21 protein-coding genes are annotated in these 26,554 nt (G+C 72.2%); 19 read left to right on the forward strand and 2 right to left on the reverse strand.

Annotated elements, in window-relative coordinates; genetic code table 11:
* Positions 1–6 precede the first annotated feature (6 nt).
* The 11 genes from mreD (at position 7) to obgE (ending at position 16,461) form a co-directional block, all read left to right on the forward strand.
* Complete coding sequence (gene mreD / locus ACQUSR_RS22900) at positions 7–696, forward strand: rod shape-determining protein MreD (protein WP_431047784.1); 690 nt, start codon at positions 7–9, stop codon at positions 694–696.
* The gene (gene mrdA, locus ACQUSR_RS22905) at positions 693–2,834 is read left to right on the forward strand and encodes a penicillin-binding protein 2 (RefSeq protein WP_431044475.1); all 2,142 of its coding nucleotides are present in this window, start codon (positions 693–695) and stop codon (positions 2,832–2,834) included. Before mreD ends, mrdA begins: the two co-directional genes overlap by 4 nt.
* On the forward strand, positions 2,831–4,030 hold the full coding sequence (rodA, locus tag ACQUSR_RS22910) for a rod shape-determining protein RodA (RefSeq protein ID WP_431044476.1): 1,200 nt from the start codon (positions 2,831–2,833) through the stop codon (positions 4,028–4,030). The genes mrdA and rodA overlap by 4 nt, the downstream gene beginning before the upstream one ends.
* 70 nt (positions 4,031–4,100) lie before the next feature.
* Positions 4,101–5,732, forward strand: a complete 1,632-nt coding sequence (locus ACQUSR_RS22915; RefSeq protein WP_431044477.1) for a CHAD domain-containing protein — start codon at positions 4,101–4,103, stop codon at positions 5,730–5,732.
* A gap of 80 nt (positions 5,733–5,812) precedes the next feature.
* Positions 5,813–7,735 carry a TIGR03960 family B12-binding radical SAM protein gene (locus ACQUSR_RS22920; protein WP_431044478.1) on the forward strand — a complete coding sequence of 641 codons (1,923 nt, stop codon included), beginning with the start codon at positions 5,813–5,815 and terminating at the stop codon, positions 7,733–7,735.
* Between the two features lie 94 nt (positions 7,736–7,829).
* A complete protein-coding gene (locus ACQUSR_RS22925; protein ID WP_431044479.1) occupies positions 7,830–8,702 on the forward strand; it encodes a hypothetical protein in 873 nt (290 codons plus the stop codon).
* Between the two features lie 76 nt (positions 8,703–8,778).
* Positions 8,779–9,579 carry a TIGR03936 family radical SAM-associated protein gene (locus ACQUSR_RS22930; protein ID WP_431044480.1) on the forward strand — a complete coding sequence of 267 codons (801 nt, stop codon included), beginning with the start codon at positions 8,779–8,781 and terminating at the stop codon, positions 9,577–9,579.
* Between the two features lie 220 nt (positions 9,580–9,799).
* Positions 9,800–13,939: an Rne/Rng family ribonuclease gene (locus tag ACQUSR_RS22935; RefSeq protein ID WP_431044481.1), complete on the forward strand. Its 4,140-nt coding sequence runs from the start codon at positions 9,800–9,802 to the stop codon at positions 13,937–13,939.
* A gap of 354 nt (positions 13,940–14,293) precedes the next feature.
* Complete coding sequence (gene rplU, locus ACQUSR_RS22940) at positions 14,294–14,614, forward strand: 50S ribosomal protein L21 (protein ID WP_431044482.1); 321 nt, start codon at positions 14,294–14,296, stop codon at positions 14,612–14,614.
* A 14-nt stretch (positions 14,615–14,628) separates the two neighbouring features.
* The gene (gene rpmA / locus ACQUSR_RS22945; RefSeq protein ID WP_135337820.1) at positions 14,629–14,883 is read left to right on the forward strand and encodes a 50S ribosomal protein L27; all 255 of its coding nucleotides are present in this window, start codon (positions 14,629–14,631) and stop codon (positions 14,881–14,883) included.
* Between the two features lie 141 nt (positions 14,884–15,024).
* Positions 15,025–16,461, forward strand: coding sequence for a GTPase ObgE (gene obgE / locus ACQUSR_RS22950; protein WP_431044483.1), 1,437 nt, complete (start codon positions 15,025–15,027; stop codon positions 16,459–16,461).
* A gap of 79 nt (positions 16,462–16,540) precedes the next feature.
* Here the strand turns inward: obgE and ACQUSR_RS22955 are convergent, their stop codons facing one another.
* Positions 16,541–18,619 (reverse strand): hypothetical protein, encoded by a 2,079-nt coding sequence (locus ACQUSR_RS22955; RefSeq protein WP_431044484.1) that lies wholly within the window; start codon positions 18,617–18,619, stop codon positions 16,541–16,543.
* A gap of 355 nt (positions 18,620–18,974) precedes the next feature.
* On the opposite strand from ACQUSR_RS22955, the gene proB reads away from it, so the two are divergent.
* The 5 genes from proB (at position 18,975) to ACQUSR_RS22980 (ending at position 24,107) form a co-directional block, all read left to right on the forward strand.
* Entirely contained in the window at positions 18,975–20,081 is a 1,107-nt protein-coding gene (gene proB / locus ACQUSR_RS22960) for a glutamate 5-kinase (protein WP_431047786.1), read from the forward strand.
* 267 nt (positions 20,082–20,348) lie between these two features.
* Positions 20,349–20,825 (forward strand): hypothetical protein, encoded by a 477-nt coding sequence (locus tag ACQUSR_RS22965; protein WP_431044485.1) that lies wholly within the window; start codon positions 20,349–20,351, stop codon positions 20,823–20,825.
* 140 nt (positions 20,826–20,965) lie between these two features.
* The gene (locus tag ACQUSR_RS22970; RefSeq protein ID WP_431044486.1) at positions 20,966–22,264 is read left to right on the forward strand and encodes a glutamate-5-semialdehyde dehydrogenase; all 1,299 of its coding nucleotides are present in this window, start codon (positions 20,966–20,968) and stop codon (positions 22,262–22,264) included.
* Between the two features lie 59 nt (positions 22,265–22,323).
* Positions 22,324–22,947: a hypothetical protein gene (locus ACQUSR_RS22975; RefSeq protein ID WP_431044487.1), complete on the forward strand. Its 624-nt coding sequence runs from the start codon at positions 22,324–22,326 to the stop codon at positions 22,945–22,947.
* Between the two features lie 83 nt (positions 22,948–23,030).
* Positions 23,031–24,107: a hypothetical protein gene (locus tag ACQUSR_RS22980; RefSeq protein ID WP_431044488.1), complete on the forward strand. Its 1,077-nt coding sequence runs from the start codon at positions 23,031–23,033 to the stop codon at positions 24,105–24,107.
* A 4-nt stretch (positions 24,108–24,111) separates the two neighbouring features.
* Here the strand turns inward: ACQUSR_RS22980 and ACQUSR_RS22985 are convergent, their stop codons facing one another.
* Positions 24,112–25,293 (reverse strand): M48 family metalloprotease, encoded by a 1,182-nt coding sequence (locus ACQUSR_RS22985; RefSeq protein WP_431044489.1) that lies wholly within the window; start codon positions 25,291–25,293, stop codon positions 24,112–24,114.
* Between the two features lie 86 nt (positions 25,294–25,379).
* Here ACQUSR_RS22985 and ACQUSR_RS22990 point away from each other — a divergent pair, with 86 nt between their 5' ends.
* The 3 genes from ACQUSR_RS22990 to nadD all read left to right on the forward strand — a co-directional run bounded on the left by ACQUSR_RS22990 (position 25,380) and on the right by nadD (position 26,554).
* Positions 25,380–25,535: a hypothetical protein gene (locus ACQUSR_RS22990; protein ID WP_431044490.1), complete on the forward strand. Its 156-nt coding sequence runs from the start codon at positions 25,380–25,382 to the stop codon at positions 25,533–25,535.
* 175 nt (positions 25,536–25,710) lie between these two features.
* Positions 25,711–25,875 (forward strand): hypothetical protein, encoded by a 165-nt coding sequence (locus ACQUSR_RS22995; RefSeq protein ID WP_431044491.1) that lies wholly within the window; start codon positions 25,711–25,713, stop codon positions 25,873–25,875.
* Between the two features lie 67 nt (positions 25,876–25,942).
* Positions 25,943–26,554 (forward strand): nicotinate-nucleotide adenylyltransferase, encoded by a 612-nt coding sequence (gene nadD, locus ACQUSR_RS23000; protein WP_431044492.1) that lies wholly within the window; start codon positions 25,943–25,945, stop codon positions 26,552–26,554.

Here is a 26,554-nt window from a genome sequence, read left to right on the forward strand (position 1 = left end):
CCGATGCTGCGCCTCAACCGGATCCTGCTCTCCACCCTCCTCGTCCTCGTCGCGCTCCTCGCCCAGGTGTGCGTCCTGGCCCGGCTCAACCTCCCGGGTGCCGTCCCCGATCTGCTGCTGCTCGTCGTCCTCGCGCTCGCTCTGGTCTACGGGCACACCAGCGGCGCGCTGATCGGCTTCGGCGCGGGCCTGCTCGCCGACTTCGCCCCGCCCGCCGACCACGCCGCCGGGCGGTACGCCCTGGTGCTGTGCGTCATCGGCTACCTCGCGGGCCTGGCCAAACCCGAGACCGGCCAGCTCCGCTCCGCCACCGGCCCCATGCTCGTGGTCGTGGCGGGCGCGATCGGCTCCGCCCTGCTGTACGCGGGCGTCGGCTCCCTCGTCGGCGACGACGCCGCCGGCCACCCCGGGCTCGTCAAGCTGCTCGTCACCGCCGCCCTGTACGACCTGCTGCTGGCGCCCTTCACCGTGCCGCTGATCATGGCGCTCGCCCGCCGCACCGACCACGATCCGGTCGTGGACGCCTCCGGCGGCTCCGGAGGCGGCGGCGACACCTCGTACGGCTGGATCAGCTCCGGCGGGACCTCGCTCCGCCCCGGTCGGCTGAGCAAGGCCGCCCGGATCGGAACCCAGAAGGCCGGACGCGTCAAGGGAGTCAAGGGCGTCAAGAGCGTCAAAGGGGTGAAGCGCCTGTGAGTAACATCCCCGAGACCGGGCGGACCACCCGGGTCACCGTCCGCCTCGTCGCCATCCAGATCCTCGTCTTCTCCCTCCTCCTCACCCTCGGCGGACGCCTCTGGTACCTCCAGATCCGCAACGGCGACGAGTACAGCGACGAAGCCGCCAGCAATCACGTCCAGCAGGTCATCCAGCCCGCCACCCGCGGCTCGATACTGGACGCGCGCGGCATCCCGCTCGCCGACAACGAGACCCGCCTGGTGGTCTCCGCCAGCCGCACCGACCTGATGAAGATGAAGGACGACGGCAAGGCCGTCCTCACCCGGCTGGCCGGCGTCCTCGACATGACCCCCAAGGAGGTCATGGACAAGGTCCGGTTGTGCGACTCCAAGACCCCGCAGCCCTGCTGGAACGGCTCCCCGTACCAGCCCATCCCGATCACGGACGAGGCCACCACCCAGCAGGCCCTCCAGATCCGCGAGCGCGCCGAGGACTTCCCCGGTGTCAGCGCCGAGCCCACGCCGGTGCGCCGCTACGCCGCGCCCGCCGAGTCCAACGCCGCCCAGGTGCTGGGCTACCTCTCGCCCGTCACCGACGACGAGATCAAGGAAGCCGAGGACAGCGAGTCGCCGCTGCTGCGCTCCGACCAGGTCGGCCGCTCCGGCCTGGAGCGCGCCTACGACGCGCAGCTGCGCGGCAAGGCCGGCGTCACCCGCTACGAGGTCGACAACCTCGGCCGGGTCATCGGCCAGCGGGAGAGCGACAAGGCGCAGCCGGGTGCCAACCTGGTCACCAGCATCGACTCCCGGGTCCAGGCCGTCGCCGAGAAGGAGCTTCACCTGGCGATGAAGGAGGCCCGTAAAGTGCACGACAAGAACACGGGCACCAACTACAAGGCCGACGCGGGCGCGGTCGTGGTGATGGAGGCCAAGACCGGCCGGGTCGTCGCCATGGCGTCCAACCCGACCTACGACCCCAATGCCTGGGTCGGCGGCATCTCCGCCAAGGACTACAAGAGGCTCACCGGCAAGGACTCCAACTTCCCGCTGCTGAACCGGGCCATCCAGGGGCAGGCCGCCCCCGGCTCGATCTTCAAGGTGATCCCGACGGCCGCCGCGGTCAACGCGGGCTACCCGTTCAACGGCAGCTACCCGTGCCCCAGCTCGTACAGCATCGGCGGCCAGGTCTTCAAGAACTTCGAGTCCAAGGGGCACGGCAGCATCAGCCTCGGCCAGGCGCTCGAGGTCTCCTGCGACACCGTCTACTACGGCCTGGCGCACAAGCAGTGGCAGAAGGACGGCGGGATCGACCCCAAGAAGAACCCGGCGGACTGGTTCTACAAGACCGCCCACCAGTTCGGCCTCGGCAAGGAGACCGGCATCGACCTCCCCAACGAGGTCACCGGCCGCGTCCCGGACCGCCAGTGGAAGAAGGACTACTGGAAGGCCAACGAGAAGGCGTGGTGCAAGGACGGCAAGAAGGACGGCGACTACGCCGAGCGCATCGCCTATGAGAACTGCCTCGAAGGCATGAAGATGCGCGCCGGTGACGCCGTCAACTACTCCATCGGCCAGGGCGACACCCTCGTCACCCCGATCCAGATGGCCACCATCTACGCGGCCATCAGCAACGGCGGCACCCTCTACGACCCGACCGTCGGCAAGGCCATCGTCAGCTCCGACGGCAAGAAGGTCGAGGCGATCAAGCCCAAGTCCCACGGCAAGCTGCCCATGGACGTCAAGACCAGGAAGCTGATAGACGATGCGCTGGCGGGCGTCGCCACCCGGGGCACCGCGGCCTGGCGGTTCGGCGGCTGGCCGCAGGACAAGATCCCGATGCACGCCAAGACCGGTACGGCCGAGGTCTACGGCAAGCAGACCACCTCGTGGTTCGCGACGTACACCAAGGACTACGCGATCGTGATGACGATCGCGCAGGGCGGCACCGGCTCCGGCGCCTCCGGACCCGCCGTCCGGAACATCTACAACGCGCTGTACGGCATCGACAAGGACGGCAAGATCGACAAGAAGAAGGCCTTGCTGTACACGCCGCAGGCCAAGCTCCCCAAGATCGAGGCCGACGGCACCATCGACGCCCAGCCGGTCGGCAAGCCGTACGTCGCGGTCGGGCTCGGCGGACGGCGGGAGGACCAATGAGCGCCTCCAGCCCCGGATACGTCCGCCGGTACACGCCCGAGCGCGGCATGCTGGGCAAGCTCATGGCGCGCGACTCCGTCGTGCGGCGGCTGGACTGGATACTGCTGCTGTCCGCCCTCGCGCTGTCCGCGGTCGGTTCGGCCCTGGTCTACTCCGCCACCCGCAACCGCACCGAGCTCAACCAGGGTGACCCGTACTACTTCCTCTTCCGGCACGTGCTGAACACCGGCATCGGGCTGGCGCTGATGGTCGCCACGATCTGGCTCGGCCACCGCACCCTGCGCGGCGTCGTGCCGGTCCTGTACGGGCTGTCGGTGCTGCTGGTGCTTGCCGTGCTCACCCCGCTCGGCTCGACCATCAACGGCGCCCACGCCTGGATCGTGATCGGCGGCGGATTCTCCCTCCAGCCCTCCGAGTTCGCCAAGATCACCATCATTCTGGGGATGGCGATGCTGCTGGCCGCGCGGGTGGACGCGGGCGACCGGGCCTTCCCCGACCACCGGACCGTCGTCCAGGCCCTGGGCCTGGCCGCGCTGCCCATCGCGATCGTGCTGATGATGCCCGACCTGGGCTCCGTGATGGTCATGGCGGTGATCGTGCTCGCCGTGCTGCTCGCCTCCGGCGCGTCCAACCGCTGGGTCGCCGGCCTGATCGGCACCGCCGTGCTCGGCGCCGTCCTCGTCTGGCAGCTCGGGATACTCGACCAGTACCAGATCGACCGGTTCGCGGCCTTCGCGAACCCCGCCCTGGACCCGGCCGGAGTCGGCTACAACACCAACCAGGCGCGGATCGCCATCGGCTCCGGCGGCCTCACCGGCAAGGGCCTGTTCGAAGGCACCCAGACCACCGGTCAGTTCGTGCCCGAGCAGCAGACCGACTTCGTCTTCACGGTCGCGGGCGAGGAGCTGGGCTTCCTCGGCGCGGGCCTGATCCTCGTGCTCATCGGCGTCGTGATGTGGCGCGCGTGCCGCATCGCCCGCGACACCACCGAGCTGTACGGCACCATCGTCGCCGCCGGGATCATCGCCTGGTTCGCCTTCCAGGCGTTCGAGAACATCGGGATGACGCTCGGCATCATGCCGGTGGCCGGGCTCCCGCTGCCCTTCGTCTCCTACGGCGGCTCGTCGATGTTCGCCGTGTGGATAGCGGTGGGGCTGCTCCAGTCGATCCGGGCGCAGAAGCCCATAGCGGCCTGAGCGGTCGAGTCCGCCCGCGCGCCTCCCGGGGGACTGTCCCGGGAGGCGCGACGCGCACTATGTTCGAGGCATGGCGGACACCGTGCGGGAGATCGAGCGGAAGTACGAGGCCACCGACGGCGCCGCGCTCCCCGGCCTGACCGGAGTGGCCGGAGCCGCGGCCGTGGTGGACCAGGGCGTCACCATCCTGGACGCCACGTACTACGACACCCCCGCACACCGGCTGGCGGCCGACGGCGTCACACTGCGCCGCCGCACCGGAGGCGGCGACGCCGGGTGGCATCTGAAACTGCCGGTCGGCCCGGACACCCGCGACGAGATCCGCGCACCCCTGTCCGACGTCCCGCCCCCCGAACTGCTGGCACTGGTCCGCTCCCGCACCCGCGGTACCGGCCTCGTCCCGGTGGTGCGGATGCTGTCCGAGCGTGCCGTCACCCACCTGGTGGACCCCGACGGCGCGCTGATCGCCGAGGTGTCGACCGACCAGGTCACCGCGAGCCGCCTGCCGGAAGACGGCGAACCCGGTGCCGGTGAGCCGGTCCTGTGGTCGGAGATCGAGGTGGAGCTGGCGCCGGGGCGCGACGCCGCGCTCCTCGACGCGATCGAGGAGCGGCTGACCACGGCCGGGCTGCGGCGCGCAGGCAGCGCGTCCAAGCTCGCCCACGCGCTGGCCGCGACCGCTCCGCGGAACGCGCGGGGCAAGCGCGAGAAGAAGGGCGCCACGGAGCGGGCCGAGGAGGGGAAGAAGCCCGGCCCGAAGCGGGCGAAGCAGGGGGAGAAGCCCGGCACCAAGCGGGGGGAGAAGCGGGCCGCGCCCGGCACGGCCGGTGACACCGTGCTGGCCTACGCCCGCCGTCAGATCGCCGCCATCGTCGCCCTCGACCCGGCCGTGCGCCTCGACGCACCCGACTCCGTCCACCAGATGCGGGTGGCCACCCGCCGACTCCGCAGCGCCTTCCGCTCCTACCGCACCGTCCTGGACCGGGCCGCCACCGACCCGGTCGGCGAGGAGCTGAAGTGGCTCGCCGCGGAGCTGGGCGTGGACCGCGACCGGGAGGTGCTCACCGAGCGGCTGGCCGAGCGGCTGGCGGAGCTGCCGGACACCCTGCGCGTCGGCCCCGTACCCGAACGGATCGAGACCTGGTCGCGGGCCCGCCGCAGCGGCTCCCGGCAGTCGATCGCCGCCGTCCTGGACAGCGACCGCTACCGCGCCCTGCTCGACACCCTCGACGCGCTGGCCGCCGACCCGCCGCTGCTGCCCGCCGCCGCCCGGAAGCCGCGGAAGGTGATCCGCAAGACGGTGCTGCGCGAGCACGAGCGGCTGGCCGGCCGGATCGCCACCGCCCTCGACGCCCCGCCAGGGCCCGATCGCGACCCGGCCTTCCACGACGCCCGCAAGGCGGCCAAACGCGCCCGGTACGCCGCCGAGGTCGCCCGCCCCGTGCTCGGCAAGCCCGCCAAGCGCTTCGCCCGCCGCGGCAAGGACCTCCAGGACCTGCTCGGCGACCACCAGGACAGCGTCGTCGCCCGTGAGACGCTGACCAACCTGGCCGCGCAGGCGCAGGCCGCGGGGGAGAGCGCCTTCACATACGGAGTGCTGTACGGGCGCGAGGAGGCCCGCGCCGCGGCCCGCGAAGGCGAACTGCCGGAGGCGTGGGCGGCCGCGTCCAGGCCGAAGCTGCGCAAGGCGCTGGGCGCCTGAGCTGATCGCCGTGCGGGGTGTCGCCCGGAGCCGGGTACGCTTGAGGGTCACCCCTGTCAGCTCACGAAGGTAACTCTCCGATGCCTGTCGAGTCGGTCTTCCCACAGCTTGAGGCCCTGCTCCCGCATGTGCAGAAGCCGATCCAGTACGTCGGCGGCGAGCTCAATTCCACGGTCAAGCCGTGGGAGTCCTGCGACGTCCGCTGGGCGCTCATGTACCCCGACGCCTACGAGGTCGGCCTTCCCAACCAGGGCGTCATGATCCTGTACGAGGTCCTCAACGAGCGCGAGGGCGTGCTCGCCGAGCGCACCTACAGCGTCTGGCCGGACCTTGAGGCGCTCATGCGCGAGCACGGCGTGCCGCAGTTCACCGTGGACTCGCACCGGCCGGTGCGTGCTTTCGACGTCCTCGGCCTGAGCTTCTCCACCGAGCTCGGCTACACCAACATGCTCACGGCTCTGGACCTGGCGGGCATCCCGCTCAACGCGGCGGACCGCACCGTCGACGACCCGATCGTCCTCGCGGGCGGTCACGCCGCCTTCAACCCCGAGCCGATCGCGGACTTCATCGACGCGGCGGTCCTCGGCGACGGCGAGCAGGCCGTGCTGGAGATCACCGAGATCATCCGCGCCTGGAAGGCCGAGGGCAGGCCGGGCGGCCGCGAGGAGCTGCTCCTCCGCCTCGCGAAGACCGGCTCGGTGTACATCCCCGGCCTCTACGACGTCGAGTACCTGCCCGACGGCCGTATCGGCCGCGTCGTACCGAACCGCTCCGGCGTCCCGTGGCGCGTGTCCAAGCACACCGTCATGGACCTCGACGAGTGGCCGTACCCGAAGCAGCCCCTCGTCCCGCTCGCGGAGACCGTCCACGAGCGGATGTCCGTCGAGATCTTCCGCGGCTGCACCCGCGGCTGCCGCTTCTGCCAGGCGGGCATGATCACCCGCCCGGTGCGCGAGCGCAGCATCACCGGCATCGGCGAGATGGTGGACAAGGGTCTCAAGGCCACCGGTTTCGAGGAGGTCGGCCTGCTGTCGCTGTCCTCCGCCGACCACAGCGAGATCGGTGACGTCGCCAAGGGCCTGGCCGACCGGTACGAAGAGGACAAGATCGGCCTGTCCCTCCCGTCCACCCGCGTCGACGCGTTCAACATCGACCTGGCCAACGAGCTGACGCGCAACGGACGCCGGTCCGGGCTCACCTTCGCTCCCGAGGGCGGCTCCGAGCGCATCCGCAAGGTCATCAACAAGATGGTCTCGGAAGAGGACCTGATCCGGACCGTGTCCACCGCCTACGGCAACGGCTGGCGGCAGGTGAAGCTGTACTTCATGTGCGGTCTGCCCACCGAGACCGACGAGGACGTCCTCCAGATCGCCGACATGGCGACCAAGGTCATCGCCAAGGGCCGCGAGGTGTCGAGGTCCAACGACATCCGCTGCACGGTGTCGATCGGCGGCTTCGTCCCCAAGCCGCACACCCCGTTCCAGTGGGCGCCGCAGCTGTCCGCGGAGGAGACCGACGCCCGGCTGGAGAAGCTGCGCGACAAGATCCGCGGCGACAAGAAGTACGGCCGCTCCATCGGCTTCCGCTACCACGACGGCAAGCCGGGAATCGTCGAGGGCCTGCTCTCGCGCGGCGACCGGCGCATCGGCGCGGTCATCCGGGCCGTGTACGAGGACGGCGGCCGCTTCGACGGCTGGCGTGAGCACTTCTCGTACGACCGCTGGATGGAGTGCGCCGGGAAGACGCTGCCGGAGTTCGGGCTGGACGTCGACTGGTACACCACGCGTGAGCGCACTTACGAGGAGGTCCTGCCCTGGGACCACCTGGACTCCGGTCTGGACAAGGACTGGCTCTGGGAGGACTGGCAGGACGCGCTGGACGAGACCGAGGTCGAGGACTGCCGCTGGACCCCGTGCTTCGACTGCGGTGTCTGCCCGCAGATGGACACCCACATCCAGATCGGCCCCACCGGCAAGAAGCTGCTGCCGCTGTCGGTGAAGTGACTCAAGCGGCCCCGCACGGTCCCGACGGCCCCGGCAGCGCACCGCTGCCGGGGCCGTCGGCGTGCGGCCGGGCGCCGGTCGATACCCTGTACGGATGAGCGGGTACACGACAAACGCAACACGCCGCGACCCTGGTGAAGGGTGCCTGACCAGGGCCGTCCTCCTCCCGGTACGCATCGTGGCGCTGATCGTCGTCGTACCCATCCGCCTGGTCTGGGACGCTCTGGTCGCGTGCGCCAAGGCCGTGTACCGCTGGATCCTGACGCCGCTCGGGCGGGCGCTCGCATGGCTCTGGAAGATCTTCGTCGTCATCCCGCTGCGCGCGGTCGGCGCGGTGCTCGCCTGGCTGGGCCGCTACCTGATCGTGGTGCCGGCGCAGTGGCTCTACCGGGTGCTGCTGACCCCGATCGGGCACGGCCTGGCCTGGCTGGGCCGGTATCTCCTCGTCGTACCGATCGTCGCCTTCTACCGCTATGTGCTGACCCCCGTCGGGCACGCCATCGCCTGGGTGGCGCGCGGGATCTGGGCCGTCGTCACCTTCGTCGTGCGCTACACGCTCGTCGTGCCGCTGACCGCGCTGTGGCGGTACGTGCTGGGGCCGGTGGTCCGCGGGATCGCGGCGGTGTTCGGCGCGGCGTGGCGGGTCGCCGGTCATGTCAGCCGCTTCGTATGGCGCTGCGTCAGCACCCTGTTCCGCTGGGTCTTCGTGATCCCCTTCGGGTGGATCTGGCGGACGCTCGTGCGCCCGGTCGCGCGCGGCTTCCGTGACTACCTGTGGCGGCCCGTCGCGAACGCCGTGCGACAGGTGTACGGGGAGGTCCGCCGCGCGCTGTTCGGCGCCCCGCGCCAGGCCCCGCCTCCGGTGCCGCCGCCGGCACCGTCCGTGACCGGCGCGGCGACGGGGCGGCACCAGGACCGGCGGAGCCCGGCGGGAACTCGACCGACCGGAGACACGTACTCTAGGTAGCAGTACGACGGCACTCACGAAGGACTGAACGACACTGGGCAAGCGACAGCCCGAAGGCCCGCCACCCGCTCCGGCGGTGCAGCGCATCCGACTGCGCTACACCAAGCGCGGCCGCCTCCGGTTCACCAGCCACCGCGACTTCCAACGCGCCTTCGAGCGGGCGTTGCGTCGTGCCGAGGTGCCCATGGCGTACTCGGCCGGCTTCACCCCGCACCCCAAGGTGTCGTACGCCAATGCCGCACCCACCGGCACCGGCAGCGAGGCCGAGTATCTGGAGATCCAGCTCACCGAGGCGCGCGAGCCTGACACGCTGCGTGCGCTCCTCGATGAGTCGCTGCCCGCCGGTCTCGACATCACCGAGGCCGTGGAGGCCCGCACGTCGGGTCTCGCCGACCGGCTCCAGGCGTCCGTCTGGGAGATCCGGCTGGACGGGGTGGAGCCCGTCGAGGCTTCGACGGCCGTCGTCACGTTCCTCGCGGCCGAGACCGTCGAGGTCGAACGCCGCACGAAAAACGGGTTGCGGACCTTCGACACCCGCGGTGCGGTGGCCCGCCTCGAGGCGTCGGCCCCCGCGGCCGATAGGCCTGGCGACGGTGCCTGTGCGATACTGCGGCTGGTTGTACGGCATGTGACACCTGCCGTGCGACCCGACGACGTCCTGTCCGGCCTCCGCGCTACGGCCGACCTGGCGCCGCCGGTCCCCGCAGCGGTGACCAGGCTGGCGCAGGGGCTGCTCGATGAGGAGACCGGCACGGTGACCGACCCGCTCGCACCCGACCGCGAGGCAGTCCCGGCCGCCCCACCCATGGCCGTCGGCCTGACCGCCGCGACGGGCGTACCGCCCACTCGCGGAGGAGCGCCGGAAGGTTCCGCGTAGGGCCGTCGTCGACGCGCCGCCGAAGCACCAGGGAGCCACCCGGGTCCGGCAGGCGCACTGACCAGGAGACTTTCGCCGGTGCCGCAAGAGTCGGCGTCGGCGAGCGAGACAACAGCTCCCGAGCGGCGCCCGCGCCCCGGACGGCGGTACCGCAGTCATCACGCGGTACCTGACCGGAACCGGACGCGGCGCCCGGGGGCGTGACGGGAGAACCGCCCGCATGCTCGAACCAACTGAGCCCAACGAGACTCAGGACCGGACGGAAACGCAGGAGCAGGCCGCGCCCAGCGCTGCCGCCCCCGCCGCCGGAACTGAGAACAACAGCCCCAGTGACACCCTGCCGCCGCGCCGTCGCCGCCGGGCGGCGACGCGTCCGGCCGGTCCGCCGGCCGGCACGGTGCGGGGCGAGGCCGCGGAAGTGACCGCGGCCGCGACCCCGGCCATACCGACGGCGCAGCTCGCCGACGAGGCAGCCGTCGCCGAGGCCGAGGAGGAGACCGAGGCAGTGGCGGCCGCGGCCGTATCGCCTGCGCAGCAGGTGGCGGACGAGGCCGAGCCCGCCGCTGAGGCGAAGCCCGCGCGTACGCGTCGTCGTGCCACCCGTAAGGCCACGGCCCCGGCCGGTGCGCCCGCGGCCGCGGAGCCGGTCGCCGCGGAGACGGCGGTGTCCGAGACCGAGGTGTCCGAGTCGGCCGCGTCCGAGCCGGTCGCCGCCGAGCCGAGTGAGCCCGCCGCTGAGGCGAAGCCCGCGCGTACGCGCCGTCGTGCCACCCGTAAGGCCACGGCCCCGGCCGGTGCGCCCGCGGCCGCGGAGCCGGTCGCCGCGGAGACGGCGGTGTCCGAGACCGAGGTGTCTGAGTCGGCCGCGTCCGAGCCGGTCGCCGCCGAGCCGAGTGAGCCCGCCGCTGAGGCGAAGCCCGCGCGTACGCGCCGTCGTGCCACCCGCAAGGCGACCGCCCCGGTTGGTGCGCCCGCGTCCGAGGAGTCCGCCGCCGAGCCGGTGGCGGTCGAGGCGGAGTCCGCCGCTGAGCCGGTGGCTGAGGCCGAGCCCGCCGCCGAGGCGAAGCCTGCCCGTACGCGCCGTCGCGCGACCCGTAAGGCGACCGCTCCGGTCGGGGCGCCGCGCGCGGCGGACGAGGCCGAGTCGGCCCAGGCCGCGCAGCCCGCCGCCGAGCCGGCCGCCGCCGAGACCACCGCGGCCGAGCCGAGTGAGCCCGCCGCCGAGGCGAAGCCCGCGCGTACCCGCCGTCGGGCCACGCGTGCCGTGACGGCTCCCGCCGGCGCCCCCGCGCCCGCTGCCGAGGCGCCCGAGACCGCGCCTGAGGCCGAGCCCGAGGCCGTGGCCGTGACCGCGGTCGTCGAGGAGCCCGAGGCCGAGACCGCCGCGCCGGAGGCCGCTCCGCGCCGTACCCGCCGCCGTGCCACCCGCAAGGCCGCCGCGGCCGTGACCGCGGAGCCCGAGGCGTCCGCGGTTCAGCCCGCCGGACCGGCCGACACCGCCGACACCGCCGCCGCGCCCGGCACCACCGGTCGCGCCGAAGCCGAGGCCCAGGCCGAGGCCGTCGAGCCGCAGGCCCCGGGCCGGACGCGTCGGCGCGCCGTGCGGCCGCCGAGCGCCGTGTTCCAGGCTCCGGTGTTCACCGAGCCGATGTTCCAGACGCCGGAGACCGCGGCCGCCGCTGCCGCCGCCGAGGCGGCGGACGTGGCCGAGGAGGAGCCGGAGGACGAGGAGTCGCTGCGGCCCGCCGCGACCGGCGGCCGTCGCCGGCGCCGCCGGCGCGGTGAGCCGGTCGAGGACCGCGCCGAGGTCGAGGAGACCACGGAGGTCGCCGAGCCCGGCGAGGGCGAGACCGAGGAGGCCGCCGAGGTCGAGGCCGAGCCCGGGGACGAGGAGTCGGGCGAGCGCCCGTCGCGCCGCCGTCGCCGTGGTGGCCGTCGCCGCCGCCGTGGCGAGGCGGCAGAGGCCGAGGGCGAGGGGTACCCCGCCGAGGAAGAGGCCGAGGAGGCCGGTGAGGCCGAGGCCGAGGAGGTGTCCGGCGAGGAGGAGCCCGCCGGGGCCGGCTCGAGCAGCAGCCGTCGCCGTCGCCGCCGCCGTCGGCGCAGCGGTGAGGCGCTGGAGGCGGAGGCCGCCGAGGAGGAGGGCGTCCGTACGGTCGTCAAGGTCCGTGAGCCGCGGCCGAAGCCCGAGCCGTCGGACGAGGTGCAGTCCATCAAGGGCTCGACCCGTCTGGAGGCGAAGAAGCAGCGTCGCCGGGAGGGCCGTGAGCAGGGCCGCCGCCGGGTGCCGATCATCACCGAGGCGGAGTTCCTGGCTCGCCGCGAGGCCGTCGAGCGGGTGATGGTCGTGCGCCAGAGCGGCGAGCGCACCCAGATCGGCGTGCTGGAGGACAACGTCCTCGTCGAGCACTTCGTCAACAAGGAGCAGGCGACCAGCTACGTCGGCAACGTCTATCTGGGCAAGGTCCAGAACGTGCTGCCGTCGATGGAGGCCGCGTTCGTCGACATCGGCAAGGGCCGCAACGCCGTCCTGTACGCGGGCGAGGTGAACTTCGAGGCGCTGGGGCTCTCCAACGGGCCGCGGCGGATCGAGACCGCCCTGAAGTCCGGGCAGTCCGTCCTGGTCCAGGTCACCAAGGACCCGATCGGCCACAAGGGCGCCCGGCTGACCAGCCAGGTCTCCCTCCCCGGCCGCTACCTGGTGTACGTGCCCGAGGGCTCGATGACCGGCATCAGCCGCAAGCTGCCGGACACCGAGCGGGCGCGCCTGAAGCAGATCCTCAAGAAGATCGTCCCCGAGGACGCGGGCGTCATCGTCCGTACGGCCGCGGAGGGCGCGAGCGAGGAGGAGCTGGCGCGTGACGTCAGCCGCCTGCAGGCGCAGTGGGAGGAGATCCAGAAGAAGGCGAAGAACGGCGGCGCCCCGACGCTGCTGTACGGCGAGCCGGACATGACCGTCCGGGTCGTCCGCGACATCTTCAACGAGGACTTCTCCAAGGTCATCGTGAGCGGTGACGACGCGTGGGAGACCATCCACGGGTACGTCTCGCACGTCGCGCCGGACCTCGCCGACCGCCTGCAGCGGTGGACCTCGGATGTCGACGTCTTCGCCACGTACCGGATCGACGAGCAGCTGATGAAGGCGCTGGACCGCAAGGTCTGGCTGCCCAGCGGCGGCTCGCTCGTCATCGACCGGACCGAGGCGATGGTCGTGGTCGACGTCAACACCGGCAAGTTCACCGGCCAGGGCGGCAACCTGGAGGAGACGGTCACCAGGAACAACCTGGAGGCGGCCGAGGAGATCGTGCGCCAGCTGCGGCTGCGCGACCTCGGCGGCATCATCGTGATCGACTTCATCGACATGGTGCTGGAGTCCAACCGGGACCTGGTGCTGCGGCGGCTGCTGGAGTGCCTGGGCCGGGACCGTACGAAGCACCAGGTGGCCGAGGTCACCTCGCTGGGTCTGGTCCAGATGACCCGTAAGCGGGTCGGCCAGGGGCTGCTGGAGTCCTTCTCCGAGTCGTGCGTGCACTGCAACGGCCGCGGCGTGATCGTCCACATGGACCAGCCGTCGGCGGTCGGCGGTGGCGGCAAGCGCAAGAAGAAGCGGGGCGGCGAGCGGCAGGCCGAGGCCGAGCAGGTCGTGGAGGCGGCGACCGAGATCGCCGCCGAGGCGGAGACGGCGGCCGAGGTGGCCGCGGAGGTGGCGGAGCCGAAGGCGCTGCCCGAGCCCGCGTTCGCGCCGGACGAGGAGCTGTACAGCAGCGCGGCGGAGGCCGAGGCCGCCGCCGGCCGTGGCCGTACGCGCCGCCGGGCGACCCGCAAGGTCTCGGCCCCGGCGGGCTCGCCGAAGGCGGCCGCGAAGGCGGAGCCGGTCGTCGTGGTCCCGGCGGAGGAGCCGAAGGCTCCGCTGCCCGACGGCCGGGCGCCCGAGGCGGCCCCGGCGGAGGCCCCGGCACCGGTTGGGACCGAGGCCGCGGCTGAGGCCCCGGCACCGGCCGCCGAGCCGGCCCCGCGTGCTCGCCGCCGGGTGACCCGCAAGGCCACGGCCCCGGCGGGCTCGCCCACGGGAGCCGAGGAGGCCGCGGTGGTGGTCGTCGGCACGGCGCCGACGCCGGAGCCGGAGGTCGCCGCCGCGGAGCCCGCGCCGGAGGCTGAGCCGGAGGCGGAGGTCCCGGCGAAGAAGACGGCCCGCAAGGCCGCCAAGAAGGCCCCGGCGAAGAAGGCCGCCGCCAAGAAGGCCACGGCGAAGAAGACCGTGGCGAAGAAGGCGACGGCCAAGAAGACGGCGGCGAAGAAGTCGACGGCGAAGAAGTCGGCCGCCAAGAAGACCACGGCGGCCGCGGCCCCCGCGGAGGACTGACCCCGCCTCGCACCACGTCGCCCGCCTCGGCACCTGTGCCGCGGCGGGCGACGCGCGTTCCGGCGCGGAGTCCCCGTTACGGGAAGGGGCGGGGCGGGGAAGGGCCACCGGATGCGGCGAGGCGGGGCCTGCGGCGCGGAGTGGCCCCACGGGGAGCGGCCCGGCGGCCCGGTTTGACCCCCCGACCGCCGCCCCGTAATCTTGACCGTCGGCGTCTGTACGCCACACCCCTGAGCAAATCCCTCCCGATTCCTCTTCGGGAGAGGCCGCTCGTCCTCACGGATGAAACAGGACCTCACGGTCCTGTGAGCGGCTGGCATCAGAGGTTCCGTTCTGAGCGAGAGAGAGTTCCGCGTGTACGCGATCGTGCGCACCGGCGGCCGCCAGCAGAAGGTGTCCGTTGGCGACGTCATTGAGGTTGACCGTATTTCCACCAGCAAGGTCGGCGACACCGTCGAGCTCTCGACCCTGCTCGTCGTCGACGGCGACTCGGTCACCAGCGACCCGTGGGTCCTGGCCGGTGTGAAGGTCCACGCCGAGGTTGTGGACCACCACAAGGGTGCCAAGATCGACATCCTGAAGTACAAGAACAAGACCGGCTACCGCAAGCGGATCGGTCACCGTCAGCTGCACACCGCGCTGAAGATCACCAAGATCGACGCGGCTGCGAAGTAAGGGACTGAGGAGAGATGGCACACAAGAAGGGCGCATCGTCCACCCGGAACGGTCGCGACTCCAACGCTCAGCGGCTCGGCGTCAAGCGCTTCGGCGGCCAGGTCGTCAACGCCGGTGAGATCCTGGTCCGCCAGCGCGGCACCCACTTCCACCCGGGCACGGGCGTCGGCCGTGGCGGCGACGACACGCTGTTCGCGCTGGCCGCCGGTGCGGTGCAGTTCGGCACCCACCGTGGCCGCAAGGTCGTGAACATCGTTCCGGTCGCCTAGTTCATCGCGATCCTTCGCGAGAGCTCGGCTCCGTAGAGCGATTTCAGAGGGCGGACCTTCCTTCCCGTGAATACGGGAAGCAGGTCCGCCCTCTGCGTGTTAGGTACTAAGACAATCCCGGATGTACTGGAGGCTCCAGCAATGACCACCTTCGTGGACCGCGTCGAGCTGCATGTCGCCGCGGGTAACGGAGGCCACGGCTGCGCCTCCGTACACCGTGAGAAGTTCAAGCCGCTCGGCGGCCCCGACGGCGGCAACGGCGGCCGCGGCGGTGATGTGATCCTGGTCGTCGACCAGTCCGTCACCACGCTCCTCGACTACCACCACAGCCCGCACCGCAAGGCGACCAACGGCAAGCCCGGCGAGGGCGGCAACCGCTCCGGCAAGGACGGTACGGACCTGGTGCTGCCCGTCCCGGACGGCACCGTCGTGCAGGACAAGCAGGGCAACGTGCTCGCCGACCTGATCGGCGAGGGCACCACCTACGTCGCCGCGCAGGGCGGCCGGGGCGGGCTCGGCAACGCGGCCCTCGCCTCGGCGCGCCGCAAGGCCCCCGGTTTCGCGCTGCTGGGCGAGCCCGGCCAGGCCGGGGACATCGTGCTGGAGCTGAAGACCGTCGCGGACGTGGCCCTCGTCGGCTACCCGAGCGCCGGCAAGTCCTCGCTGATCTCGGTGCTCTCGGCCGCCAAGCCGAAGATCGCCGACTATCCGTTCACCACGCTCGTCCCCAATCTCGGTGTGGTCACGGCCGGTTCCACGGTCTACACCATCGCCGACGTACCCGGCCTCATCCCCGGCGCCAGCCAGGGCAGGGGCCTGGGCCTGGAGTTCCTCCGCCACGTCGAGCGCTGCTCGGTGCTGGTGCACGTCCTGGACACCGCCACGCTGGAGTCCGAGCGCGACCCGCTGTCCGACCTGGACGTCATCGAGGCGGAGCTGGCGGAGTACGGCGGCCTGGAGGACCGGCCGCGGATGGTCGTCCTCAACAAGGTCGACATTCCCGACGGCAAGGACCTCGCCGACATCATCCGGCCGGAGCTGGCGGCCCGCGGCTACCAGATCTTCGAGGTCTCGGCCGTCGCCCGTACGGGGCTGAAGGAGCTGTCGTTCGCGCTCGCCAAGATCGTGGCCGAGGCGCGCGCCGCGAAGCCGAAGGAGGAGGCGACCCGGATCGTCATCCGGCCCAAGGCCGTCGACGACGCGGGCTTCACGGTGACGCGGGAGGAGGACGGCCTGTTCCGGGTGCGCGGCGAGAAGCCGGAGCGCTGGGTGCGGCAGACCGACTTCAACAACGACGAGGCCGTGGGCTACCTGGCCGACCGGCTCAACCGCCTCGGTGTTGAGGACGAGCTGATGAAGGCCGGTGCCCGGGCGGGCGACGGCGTGGCGATCGGAGCCGAGGACGACGCGGTCGTCTTCGACTGGGAGCCGACCATGGCGGCGGGCGCGGAGATGCTCGGCCGACGCGGCGAGGACCACCGCCTCGAGGCCCCGCGGCCCGCGGCGCAGCGCCGCCGGGACCGGGACGCGGAGCGCGACGACGCGGACCGCGAGTACGACGAGTTCCGCCCGTTCTGAGATGTGGGAAGGCCCCCCGGATACTGTCCGGGGGGCCTTCCCACATCTGGGGTCCGGGGCGGAGCCCCGGTGACGACGCCTACGCCGTCACCGACTCCTCCGCACCCGACTCCTGCTCCATCTCCTCCGCCGCGTCGAACGCCTCACGCTGCGACGGCAGCTCCGCGGCCAGGCGCGTCTCCATCCGCTCGCGCCGCTGCTCCGCCGCCGCGCACAGGTCCAGCGCGGCCTGGTTGAAGCGCACCAGCGACGGCGGGTCGGACGGGCCGAGGAGGTGCTCCTTCAGCTCGGCGCGGGCACCGGCGAGCGTGTCCTGCTCGGGGTGCCGGACCGCCGCGAGCAGTTCCGGGACGCCGGTCGCCTCCGGGGTGAGGATCGTGGCCGCGCGCACCGTCGGGAAGCCGGCCCTGAACTCCTCCTCCGACATCCCGCTGGTGTTCGCCACGGCGTACGGCTTCTCGCTGCTCAGGTAGTCCGAGACGACGCTCGACACATCGCTGATCAGCAGGTCGGCCTGGTTGAAGCAGTTGAAGATCGCCGGGCGCGGGCCGGTGACGATCTGGTGCTCCCACTCCGGCAGCGATGCCCAGAAGGCGGCCTCCCAGGCGGTCGTCGCCTGCTCGACCCGCTCGGCGCGGCCCGGCTCCGGGGCGCCCTGCAGCCGCATCCGCTCGATCTCGTCCGCGCTGGCCCGGAAGGAGCTGGTGGTCAGGGCGGTGAGCTCCTCGGCACGGCGGGCGAGCTCGGCCGCCGCCTCCGGGCCCGGCCGGGCGCCACTGCGCTTGCTGTTGGCCTCGGTGATCATCGCCATGATGCGCTGGTTGGCGGCACCGGCCGCCGGTACGACGGAGCCGGTCATCGGGTGCGGCTTGTAGATCAGCCGCACCGCCGGGTCGGCCAGCAGGGCGCGCACGATGTTCTCGCCCGCGAGCATGACCGAGGTGTTGCCCGGGTTGCCGTCCCAGCCCTCCCAGGTGGGCGCGTACAGCACGTCCACGAACTGGGCGGTCGGTGCGCCGGAGTACGGACGGATGGGCGCCAGCTGCGGGCGGCCCACCTCCACCACGTCACGGTCGTCGACGCCGATGTCGGCGAGCTGGTAGCGGTCGCGCGCGGCCGGTCCGGCCACCCACACCTCGTCGTACGCCTTGGCGTACGGGTTGCAGCTGGAGAGCTTGTCGCTCTCGCCGTGGTTGGTGAACGCGTGCTTGATCGACGGGATGCGCAGGACCTGCGAGGTCTTGCCGGAGTTGGCCGGGTGCAGCAGCACGCTCAGCGTCGAGTGCTCCAGCCGCATCAGGTTGGCGACCTTCGGGATGCACACGATCGGGATGTCCGTCGCGTCGATCTTCTGCACCATGAAGCGCTCACGGAGCACGATGATCGGGTTGCCGTCCAGCGCGGCGAGCGTGGAGAGCCACATGTTCGCCTGGTACGCGGACGAGGTGCCGCCCGAGAAGTACATCCCCACGGTCGGCTGGTACTCCGCCAGCCACTTGTCCAGCCACTCCAGCGCCTTCTGCTCGCTGAGCACGCGCTTGCGCGGCAGCAGCCAGGTGGCCAGGTGGACCGTTCCGGCGGTGATGGCGAGCACGGCGATGCCGATCCCCACGCCGCCCCACCAGCCGCTCTCGGTGACCGCGCTGATCAGCAGACCGGCGGTGACCGGGACGGCCAGGCGCAGCAGCCGGCGGCCGTGCTGGCGGGCGAAGAGCCGCGGCGGCGCGTCGGACAGTCGCAGCGCCGACGCGTCGATGTTGCGGGTCACGAACGGCAGCTGGCGGGTGCGCCGGACCATCACCCCGGCGGCCTGGCAGGCGAAGTGCATGACGTAGAAGAGCAGCAGGCCGATGGTGAGCGGCGCGTGCTCGTGCAACGGGTCGATGCCGTCTATGCGCAGCAGCCCGACCACGATGAACATGTCGCGGAACAGCTGCCGCACCACGACGTCGAAGCGGATCTTGCTCAGCAGTGAGAGCAGGCCGGGCTGCTGGTGCTGGAGATAGAGGTCGAGTGCGAGGCCGCCCGCCGAGGCGGCGACGAGGAGCGGCACGTTGGGCAGGACGGCACCGATGAGCTGAGTGGTGAAGAACACCACCATCGCGAGCAGTGCCGCCAGCTGTACGGCTCGGCGGGAGGAGGTTCCGGCAGAGGGCACGGGGTGGGCTCCTGGCAGGAGATGCGACGGATTGAGGGGTCTGTGGTGTGGGGGTTGGCCACCTGTTCCACGTACAGACGCCTGAGGGACGACTGAGGTTATGGAACGGGCCGACCACTGACCGTATGACGCCGCGCGGCCCGGTGACAATCTGCGGTGACGCCAATCACGCCGTACCGGATCAAAAGGGTACCGGAGTTTCGCGGGTCGGAATGCCGCGGCGAAGGCCCGCACGGCTGGCGTACATTTCACACGACGGCACGAGACGTGTACGAAACGCACAAGCGGCGGCAGTGAAAGCAGGGGAACGGGCGTGGCAGCGCAGGACGGGAGTCTGGGGGAGGCACGGGACGAGGTGACCGCGGCCCGCCGGATCGTGGTCAAGGTCGGTTCGTCCTCGCTCACCACCGCGGCGGGCGGCCTGGACGCGGACCGGGTGGACGCCCTGGTCGACGTCCTGGCCAAGGTGCTCGACCCAGGCGACAGGGAGATCGTGCTGGTCTCCTCCGGCGCCATCGCCGCCGGACTGGCCCCGCTCGGGCTGGAGCGGCGCCCGCGCGACCTCGCCCGCCAGCAGGCGGCCGCCAGTGTCGGCCAGGGGCTGCTGGTGGCCCGCTACACCGCCTCCTTCGCCCGCTACGGCCGCCGGGTCGGGCAGGTGCTGCTGACCACGGACGACACCAGCCGCCGCGCCCACTACCGCAACGCCTACCGCACCCTGGACCAGCTGCTGGCCATGGGCGCGGTGCCGGTGGTCAACGAGAACGACACGGTCGCCACCGACGAGATCCGGTTCGGCGACAACGACCGGCTCGCCGCCCTGGTCGCCCACCTGGTCAAGGCCGATCTGCTGGTGCTGCTCTCGGACGTCGACGGGCTCTACGACGGCGACCCGAGCACCCCCGGCACCTCGCGGATCGCCGAGGTGCGGGGCCCGGCGGACCTCGACGGCGTGTCGATCGGCAGCGTCGGCCGGGCCGGGGTCGGCACCGGAGGCATGGTCACCAAGGTCGAGGCGGCCCGGATCGCCGCGGCCGCGGGCATCCCCGTCGTCCTCACCGCCGCCAGCCACGCCGCCGACGCCCTCCAGGGCCGCGACACGGGGACGTACTTCCACCGCACCGGCCGCCGCTCCCGCGGCCGTCTGCTGTGGCTCGCGCACGCCTCCGCCCCGCAGGGCGCCCTCGTGCTGGACGACGGCGCGGTCCACGCCGTGGTCGAGCGGCGCACCTCGCTGCTCCCGGCGGGCGTCGCAGCCGTGGAGGGCGACTTCACCGCGGGCGACCCCGTCGAACTGCGGGACGCCGCCGGGCGGGCCGTCGCGCGCGGGCTGGTCAACTTCGATGCCAAGGAGATCCCCAGGCTGCTCGGGCGGTCCACCCGCGACCTGGCGCGCGAGCTCGGCTCGGCCTACGAGCGCGAGATCGTGCACCGTGACGATCTGGTCGTGCTGCACCACTGACGGCCGTCGCCTCGGGCTCGTGCGGCACGACTGGCGGTCATCGCGACGGTCTCCTGCCGCACCACTGACGGCCGTCACCAAGCCGTCACGGTCACCAGAGAAAACCCACAAGTCCCGCGATTCCCGCACGCCGCGGCCGGTCGTGCCGGAAGACCTTCCGGAAAACCGCCCCGCGGCAGCCCGCGGGCTGGTCAACTTTGTTGCGGCGGTGCCGCACGTGAGGCGGTTCCGCCGTGGCAGAGGCACCACGTGATCAGGAGGCCGCCGGTGAGACGAGGGCGTCCAGAGGCGCTGCCCCGGACCGGGGGCACCGCCCGTGTCCGCAGGACGAAGGCCGGGGCGGGGGAACCCACGCTGACCAGCGTCGGGACGGGTGACGACACCGGTGGCGTGCGCCGCGAGGTCTCCCGGCTGTGGCACGTCACGCTCAGCCTGTCCGGGCCCGAGGCGCCGCTGAAGGAGGTCAGGCGTGCGCTGGAGCAGCTGGCCCACGACCACCCGTTCCTGCTGACCAGCCGGTATGCCAACGACCACGCGGAGATCCGCTACTGGGAGGAGGCGCGCGACCTGCACGACGCGGCGGCGGTCGCGCTGCGGCTGTGGGGCGAGCACCGGTCCACCGCACAGTTGCCGCCGTGGGAGATCGTCGGCCTTGAGGTCATCGACCGGGAGACGTACCACCAGCGGATAGCTGAGGGGTACGGCCCGGCGCCCGCGTCCCCGGTCGGAGCCCACCCCTTCTGACGGCTGTGCGATGGTGTGCGCGTCCGGCATGGCGCGTGTGCGTTCCGCATGGCGACAGCGCGTTTCCGTATGCCGGTCGGCGCGTCTCGAAACGCGGAATACCGGATGGTACGGCGCCACCGGCTCAGTAGGCTGCTGACATGACCAGCGCACCGACCTCGCCTCTGGCCAACCCCTGGCCCAAGTCTCCGGTTCTCCAGGCCGCCTACCGGGCCCGCGCCGCGGCCACCGACCTGGCCCCGCTGCCGCGCGCCGCCAAGGACGACGCCCTGCTGGCCATCGCCGACGCGCTGGAGGTGCGCACCAAGGAGATCGTCGCGGCCAACGCCGCCGACGTGGAGCGCGCACGCGCCGCCGGCACCAGCGAGGCGATCGTCGACCGGCTCACCCTCACCCCCGAGCGGGTGCGGGCCATCGCCGCGGACGTGCGCCACGTGGTCGCGCTGCCCGACCCGGTCGGCGAGGTGGTGCGCGGCTCCACCCTGCCCAACGGCATCGACCTGCGCCAGGTCCGGGTCCCGCTCGGCGTCGTCGGCATCATCTACGAGGCCCGGCCCAACGTCACCGTGGACGCCGCCGCGCTCTGCCTGAAGTCCGGCAACGCCGTGCTGCTGCGCGGCTCTTCGTCCGCGTACTCCTCCAACAGCGCGCTGGTGAAGGTGATCCGCGACGCCGTCGGCGGAGCCGGACTGCCCGCCGACGCCGTGCAGTTGGTGCCCGGTGAGAGCCGCGAGTCGGTGCGTGAGCTGATGCGCGCCCGCGGCCTGGTGGACGTGCTGATCCCTCGTGGCGGCGCCTCGCTGATCCGTACGGTCGTGGAGGAGTCCACCGTTCCGGTCATCGAGACCGGCACCGGAAACTGCCATGTGTACGTGGACGCGCACGCCGACCTCGACATGGCCGTCGAGATCCTGGTCAACTCCAAGGCGCAGCGGCCGAGTGTGTGCAACGCCGCGGAGACGCTGCTGGTCCATCAGGACATCGCCGACCGGTTCCTGCCGCGCGCGCTCCAGGCGCTGGCCGACGCGGGGGTGACCGTGCACGGCGACGAGCGGGTGCTGGCGCTGGCCGAGGGCTCCACGGCGACCGTCGTCCCGGCCGCGGTCGAGGACTGGGAGACCGAGTACCTCAGCTACGACATCGCGGCGGCGGTCGTGGAGTCGTTGGACGCCGCGGTGGCGCACATCCGGCTGTGGTCTTCCGGCCACACCGAGGCGATCGTCACCGGCTCGCAGGCCGCGGCCCGCCGGTTCACCCAGTTGGTGGACTCCACCACGGTGGCCGTGAACGCCTCGACGCGGTTCACCGACGGCGGCCAGTTCGGCTTCGGCGCGGAGATCGGCATCTCGACCCAGAAACTGCACGCCCGCGGCCCCATGGGGCTGCCCGAGATGACCTCCACCAAGTACATCGTCACCGGCGACGGCCACACCCGCTGACCGCCCCCGGGTTTCCTTCCGCCCTGCCCAAACCGACCGCTCCGGTCTACGCTGATGGGGTGCCGGACGACGTGGGGGGCAGGCCGTTCCCGGACGGCGACGAGCCCGACGAGCGCAGCCACGGGGACGCGGAGGACGCCTTCGCCGCCGTGGTGTTCGACGAGGAGTTCGTGCGGTCGGCCGAGATCCACGAACCCACCGCCACCGAGCGGATGCTGGCCGCCGCCCAGGCGCGCGCCGACGCGGAGGCGTCGCGCCGGCGCGGCGGCGCCGCCGAGGACGAGTTCTACGAGGACGGTTACGGCCCGGACGGCGAGTTCGGGTACGACCCGGAGGACGACCGCGACCCGGACGAGCGGTTCGGCTCCGTCCATGACCAGGACTTCGGTCCCTACGGCCGCTACGGCAGCGCCGGGCGCCCCTACCGGGGCCACGTCCGCTGGCACCGCCCGGTCGCCTGGCTGCTGGCCGTACTGATGGGCATAGGCGTGGTCGCGCTCGCCTTCACCGCCGTCTACCGCGGCGCCTCCGGCGGCCGCCAGGACCCCGCTCCGCCGCCCGCCACCACCGGCCTGGACAGCGGCCGCGAAGGGGACCGCGAGAACCCCCTGCCCTCCGCCCCTGCCGGTTCCCCGACGGCCTCCCGCACCCCGGCCGCCTCAGGCGCCCCGCAGTCCCGGTGACGGCCGGCGAGGGCCCGCCGACCGCTGGAACGCGTCGCGCATCTCCGCGTTTACCGGGGCCGTTCCAGACCTACCCTTGAGGTATGGCCGGGCCTGGAGACCCACCCGAGGGGACCCCCGAGGGCGTCCCGGGAGGTGGTGACGACGAACTCCGATCCGTCGTCTTCGACGAATCGTTCGTGCGTGCTGCCCGCCTCCAGGAATTCTCGGCACAGGAGCGGATGGGCGACCACGCGCCCGCGGTCCGCAGCCGCCACGCCTGGTCGCGCAGCAGCCCCTCCCGGCAGGCCGTCGTCCTCGTCGCGCTGATCGCCTTCGCCTTCGCGGCCGCCGTCTACATGGGCATCCAGCATCCGTACCAGCAGCCCCCGCAGCCCGTCGCCGAGCCGCTGCGCAGCACGGTGGTCCCGCTCGCCCCGACCGGCCCGGTCCCCGGGGGGCAGGCCGCGGACCTTTTGCGGCACAGCCCGGCGGCGGAGTACGGCGTCGGCGCCGACGGCGTCACCCTGCCCGGCGCCGGGCGCACCGAGAACTTCTCCGAGAGCCAGGTGATGTCCGCCCTCACCACCGCCAAGGACTATCTCGTCGCCTCGGGCATGGACCGCGCGGTGCTGTCCGGTGACGACACCAAGCGGGTACGGCTGCTGCTCGACCCGGGGCAGTTCGACCAGTACGACCGCAGCCTCAGCCGCCCGGCCTCGGACGGCCGGCACCTGGCCACGGGCTGGCTGATCCGCTTCGACCCGGCCCGGGTCGCGCTCGCCGACGAACCGGTACGCGTGCGCGGCACGCTGGACGTCGTGGAGCGCACCTCGGGCACGCTGGAGGTCACCGCCGACCACACGTACGTGTACGCGGTGCGGGCGGCCGGCGAGAAGGGCGCGGACGACGCCTCGCTGTTCACCGTCCGGCGCGAGGTGCGGTTCCACCTCGACCGCGAGGACCTGCGCGATCACCGCGTGGCGCTGGTACACAGCGCCGTGCGGGCCGGGCCGCAGGCGTGCGCGGCCGACACGTCGGGCTACCTGCGGCCGCTGCTGGCGGGGCAGAGCGCGAAGGGCGACGGCCCTGCGGCCACCGACCCGTACGCCTCCGGCCCGGCGGACGCCGCGGTCTGCGGCGTACTGGCCCCGGACGCCCAGCCGAGCCCGCCCGAGTAAGCGCTCAGGGCGCCTCGGTGCCGTCCCCGGGAGGGGTGTCCTTGGGCGGGGTCTCCGTCGACGGGGTGTCCTTGGGTGAGGTCTCCGTCGGTGAGGTGTCCTTGGGTGGGGTCTCCGTCGGAGGGGCGTCCGCCCCCGGCGGGTTCGCGCCGCGCCCGCCCCCGGTGAACCTGTCCCGCAGCCGACCGCCCAGGTCCCCCGCTCCGCCCGCGACATCCCGCACGAACGCCATCAGCGGGTCCTTGCTGCCGCGCACCGTCGCGGCGTAATGCGACGCGGACTCCTTGAACGACTCCGACACCGACGTCTCCGGGTCGTCCGCGCGCCGGGGATAGTGGCCGTCCATGATCCGCTGGTAGTCGCGCCCGGCGGCCCACTTCCTCAGCTCGGCGGCCCGCACCGTGGTGAACGGGTGGCTGCGCGGCAGCACGTTCATGATCTTCAGTACGGAGTCCCGCAGGTCGCCGGAGCTCTCGTACTCCTCGGCCTGCTCCAGGAACGCGTCCACGTTCATCTCGTGCAGATGGTGGCCGCCCGCCAGCTTCATCAGGCCGCGCATCGACGCCTGGAGGTCCTGTCCCACCAGCAGCCCGGCCCGGTCGGCGGACAGCTCCGACTTGCGGAACCACTCGCGCAGCGCCGTCACGATCGCCGTCACCGCGATGTTGCCCAGCGGGATCCAGGCGACCTTCAGGGCGAAATTGGTGAGGAACAGCAGCACCGTGCGGTAGACGGAGTGCCCGGACAGCGCGTGGCCGACCTCATGGCCGATGACCGCGCGCATCTCCTCCTCGTCCAGCAGCTCCACGAGCCCGGTGGACAGCACGATGATCGGCTCGTCCAGGCCGACGCACATCGCGGTGGGCTTCGGGTCCTGGGTGACGTACATCGCCGGGACCCGCTCCAGGTCCAGGATGTAGCAGGCGTCCCGCAGCATCTCGTGGAGATGCGCGAACTGCCGGTCGCTCACCCGCACCGAGTCCGACAGGTACAGCAGCCGCAGACTGCGCTCGGGCAGCAGTCCGCTGAGCGCCTTGAAGACGGTGTCGAATCCGCTCAGCTTGCGCAGCGCCACCAACGCGGAGCGGTCCGCGGGGTGTTCGTACGCGCGCGACGAGATGCCGGCGAACCGGCGCCGCGACCGCTCCGGCGGCCTCTCGCCACCCAGGTTCGTGCTGTCACTCATCGAGACCCCCTCGTGGTGCTGGTCATGCCCGTCCCCCGGACAGCCCCCAGCCTAGGTCCTCGGATCGGGGTGGCTACGGTGGAGACATGCCCCATATGACTGGCCTGACCACCGAACTGCTCGCCGCCAACGCCAAGCACGACGGACCGGGCGTGCTGCTGCGCACCATCATCGTCGTCGGCGTAGTGGGAGCCGTACTGCTCGCCTGGTTCCTGCTGCGCGGCTACGGCGGACAGGACTGAGGGGTCCGCACGGGTCCGGACGCCGACCGCGGCGGGTCCGAACCGCAGCCGTACCCAGTCCGAACCGCGGCCGTGCCCGGTCCGAACCGCGCCCCGGCGGCGCGTCGAGGATCACCCCGCATACGATGTCGCTGACGAATCGGCCCGCTCACATCCCGGATAGGTCCTGGCGACGATGACCGCTTACAGCACCGCGCACACCTTGGCCACCCTCGCCTCCGAGGGCGGCGAGCACGGCGGCAACCACGAGAGCATCAGCCCGTACATGACCGGTGGTGCGGCCCTCTTCATCCTCCTGCTGCTCCTGTGGGTCACCACGCGCTTCAACCGCGACCGCTGACCCCCGACGGCACGTCGGGCACACCTAGGGCCCCGGTGTTCGACCCGGCGCAGTAGGGTCTGCACGCATGGGAGAGCAGAAACCGTCCGCGAAGCGGCGGCTCGGCGTGATGGGCGGGACCTTCGACCCGATCCACCACGGTCACCTGGTCGCCGCCAGCGAGGTGGCCGCGCAGTTCCACCTGGACGAGGTGGTGTTCGTACCGACCGGGGAGCCGTGGCAGAAGAGCCACCGGAAGGTGTCCGCGGCCGAGGACCGCTACCTGATGACGGTCATCGCCACCGCCTCCAACCCCCAGTTCTCGGTCAGCCGCATCGACATCGACCGCGGCGGTCCCACGTACACCACCGATACGCTGCGCGAGCTGCGCGCGCTCAACGCCGACACGGAGCTGTTCTTCATCACCGGCGCCGACGCCCTCAGCCAGATCCTCACCTGGCGGGACACCGAGGAGCTGTTCTCCCTCGCCCACTTCATCGGCGTGACCAGGCCCGGCCACATACTGGAGGACCCCGGGTTCCCCGAAGGAGGGGTCTCCCTGGTGGAGGTACCGGCACTGGCGATCTCCTCGTCGGACTGCCGGGCGCGGGTCGCGGCGGGCGAGCCGGTCTGGTATCTGGTGCCGGACGGTGTCGTGCGCTACATCGACAAGCGCGACCTGTACCGGCACGACTGCTAA

The sequence above is a fragment of the Streptomyces sp. P1-3 genome (assembly GCF_050613155.1).
Classification (GTDB): Bacteria; Actinomycetota; Actinomycetes; order Streptomycetales; family Streptomycetaceae; genus Streptomyces.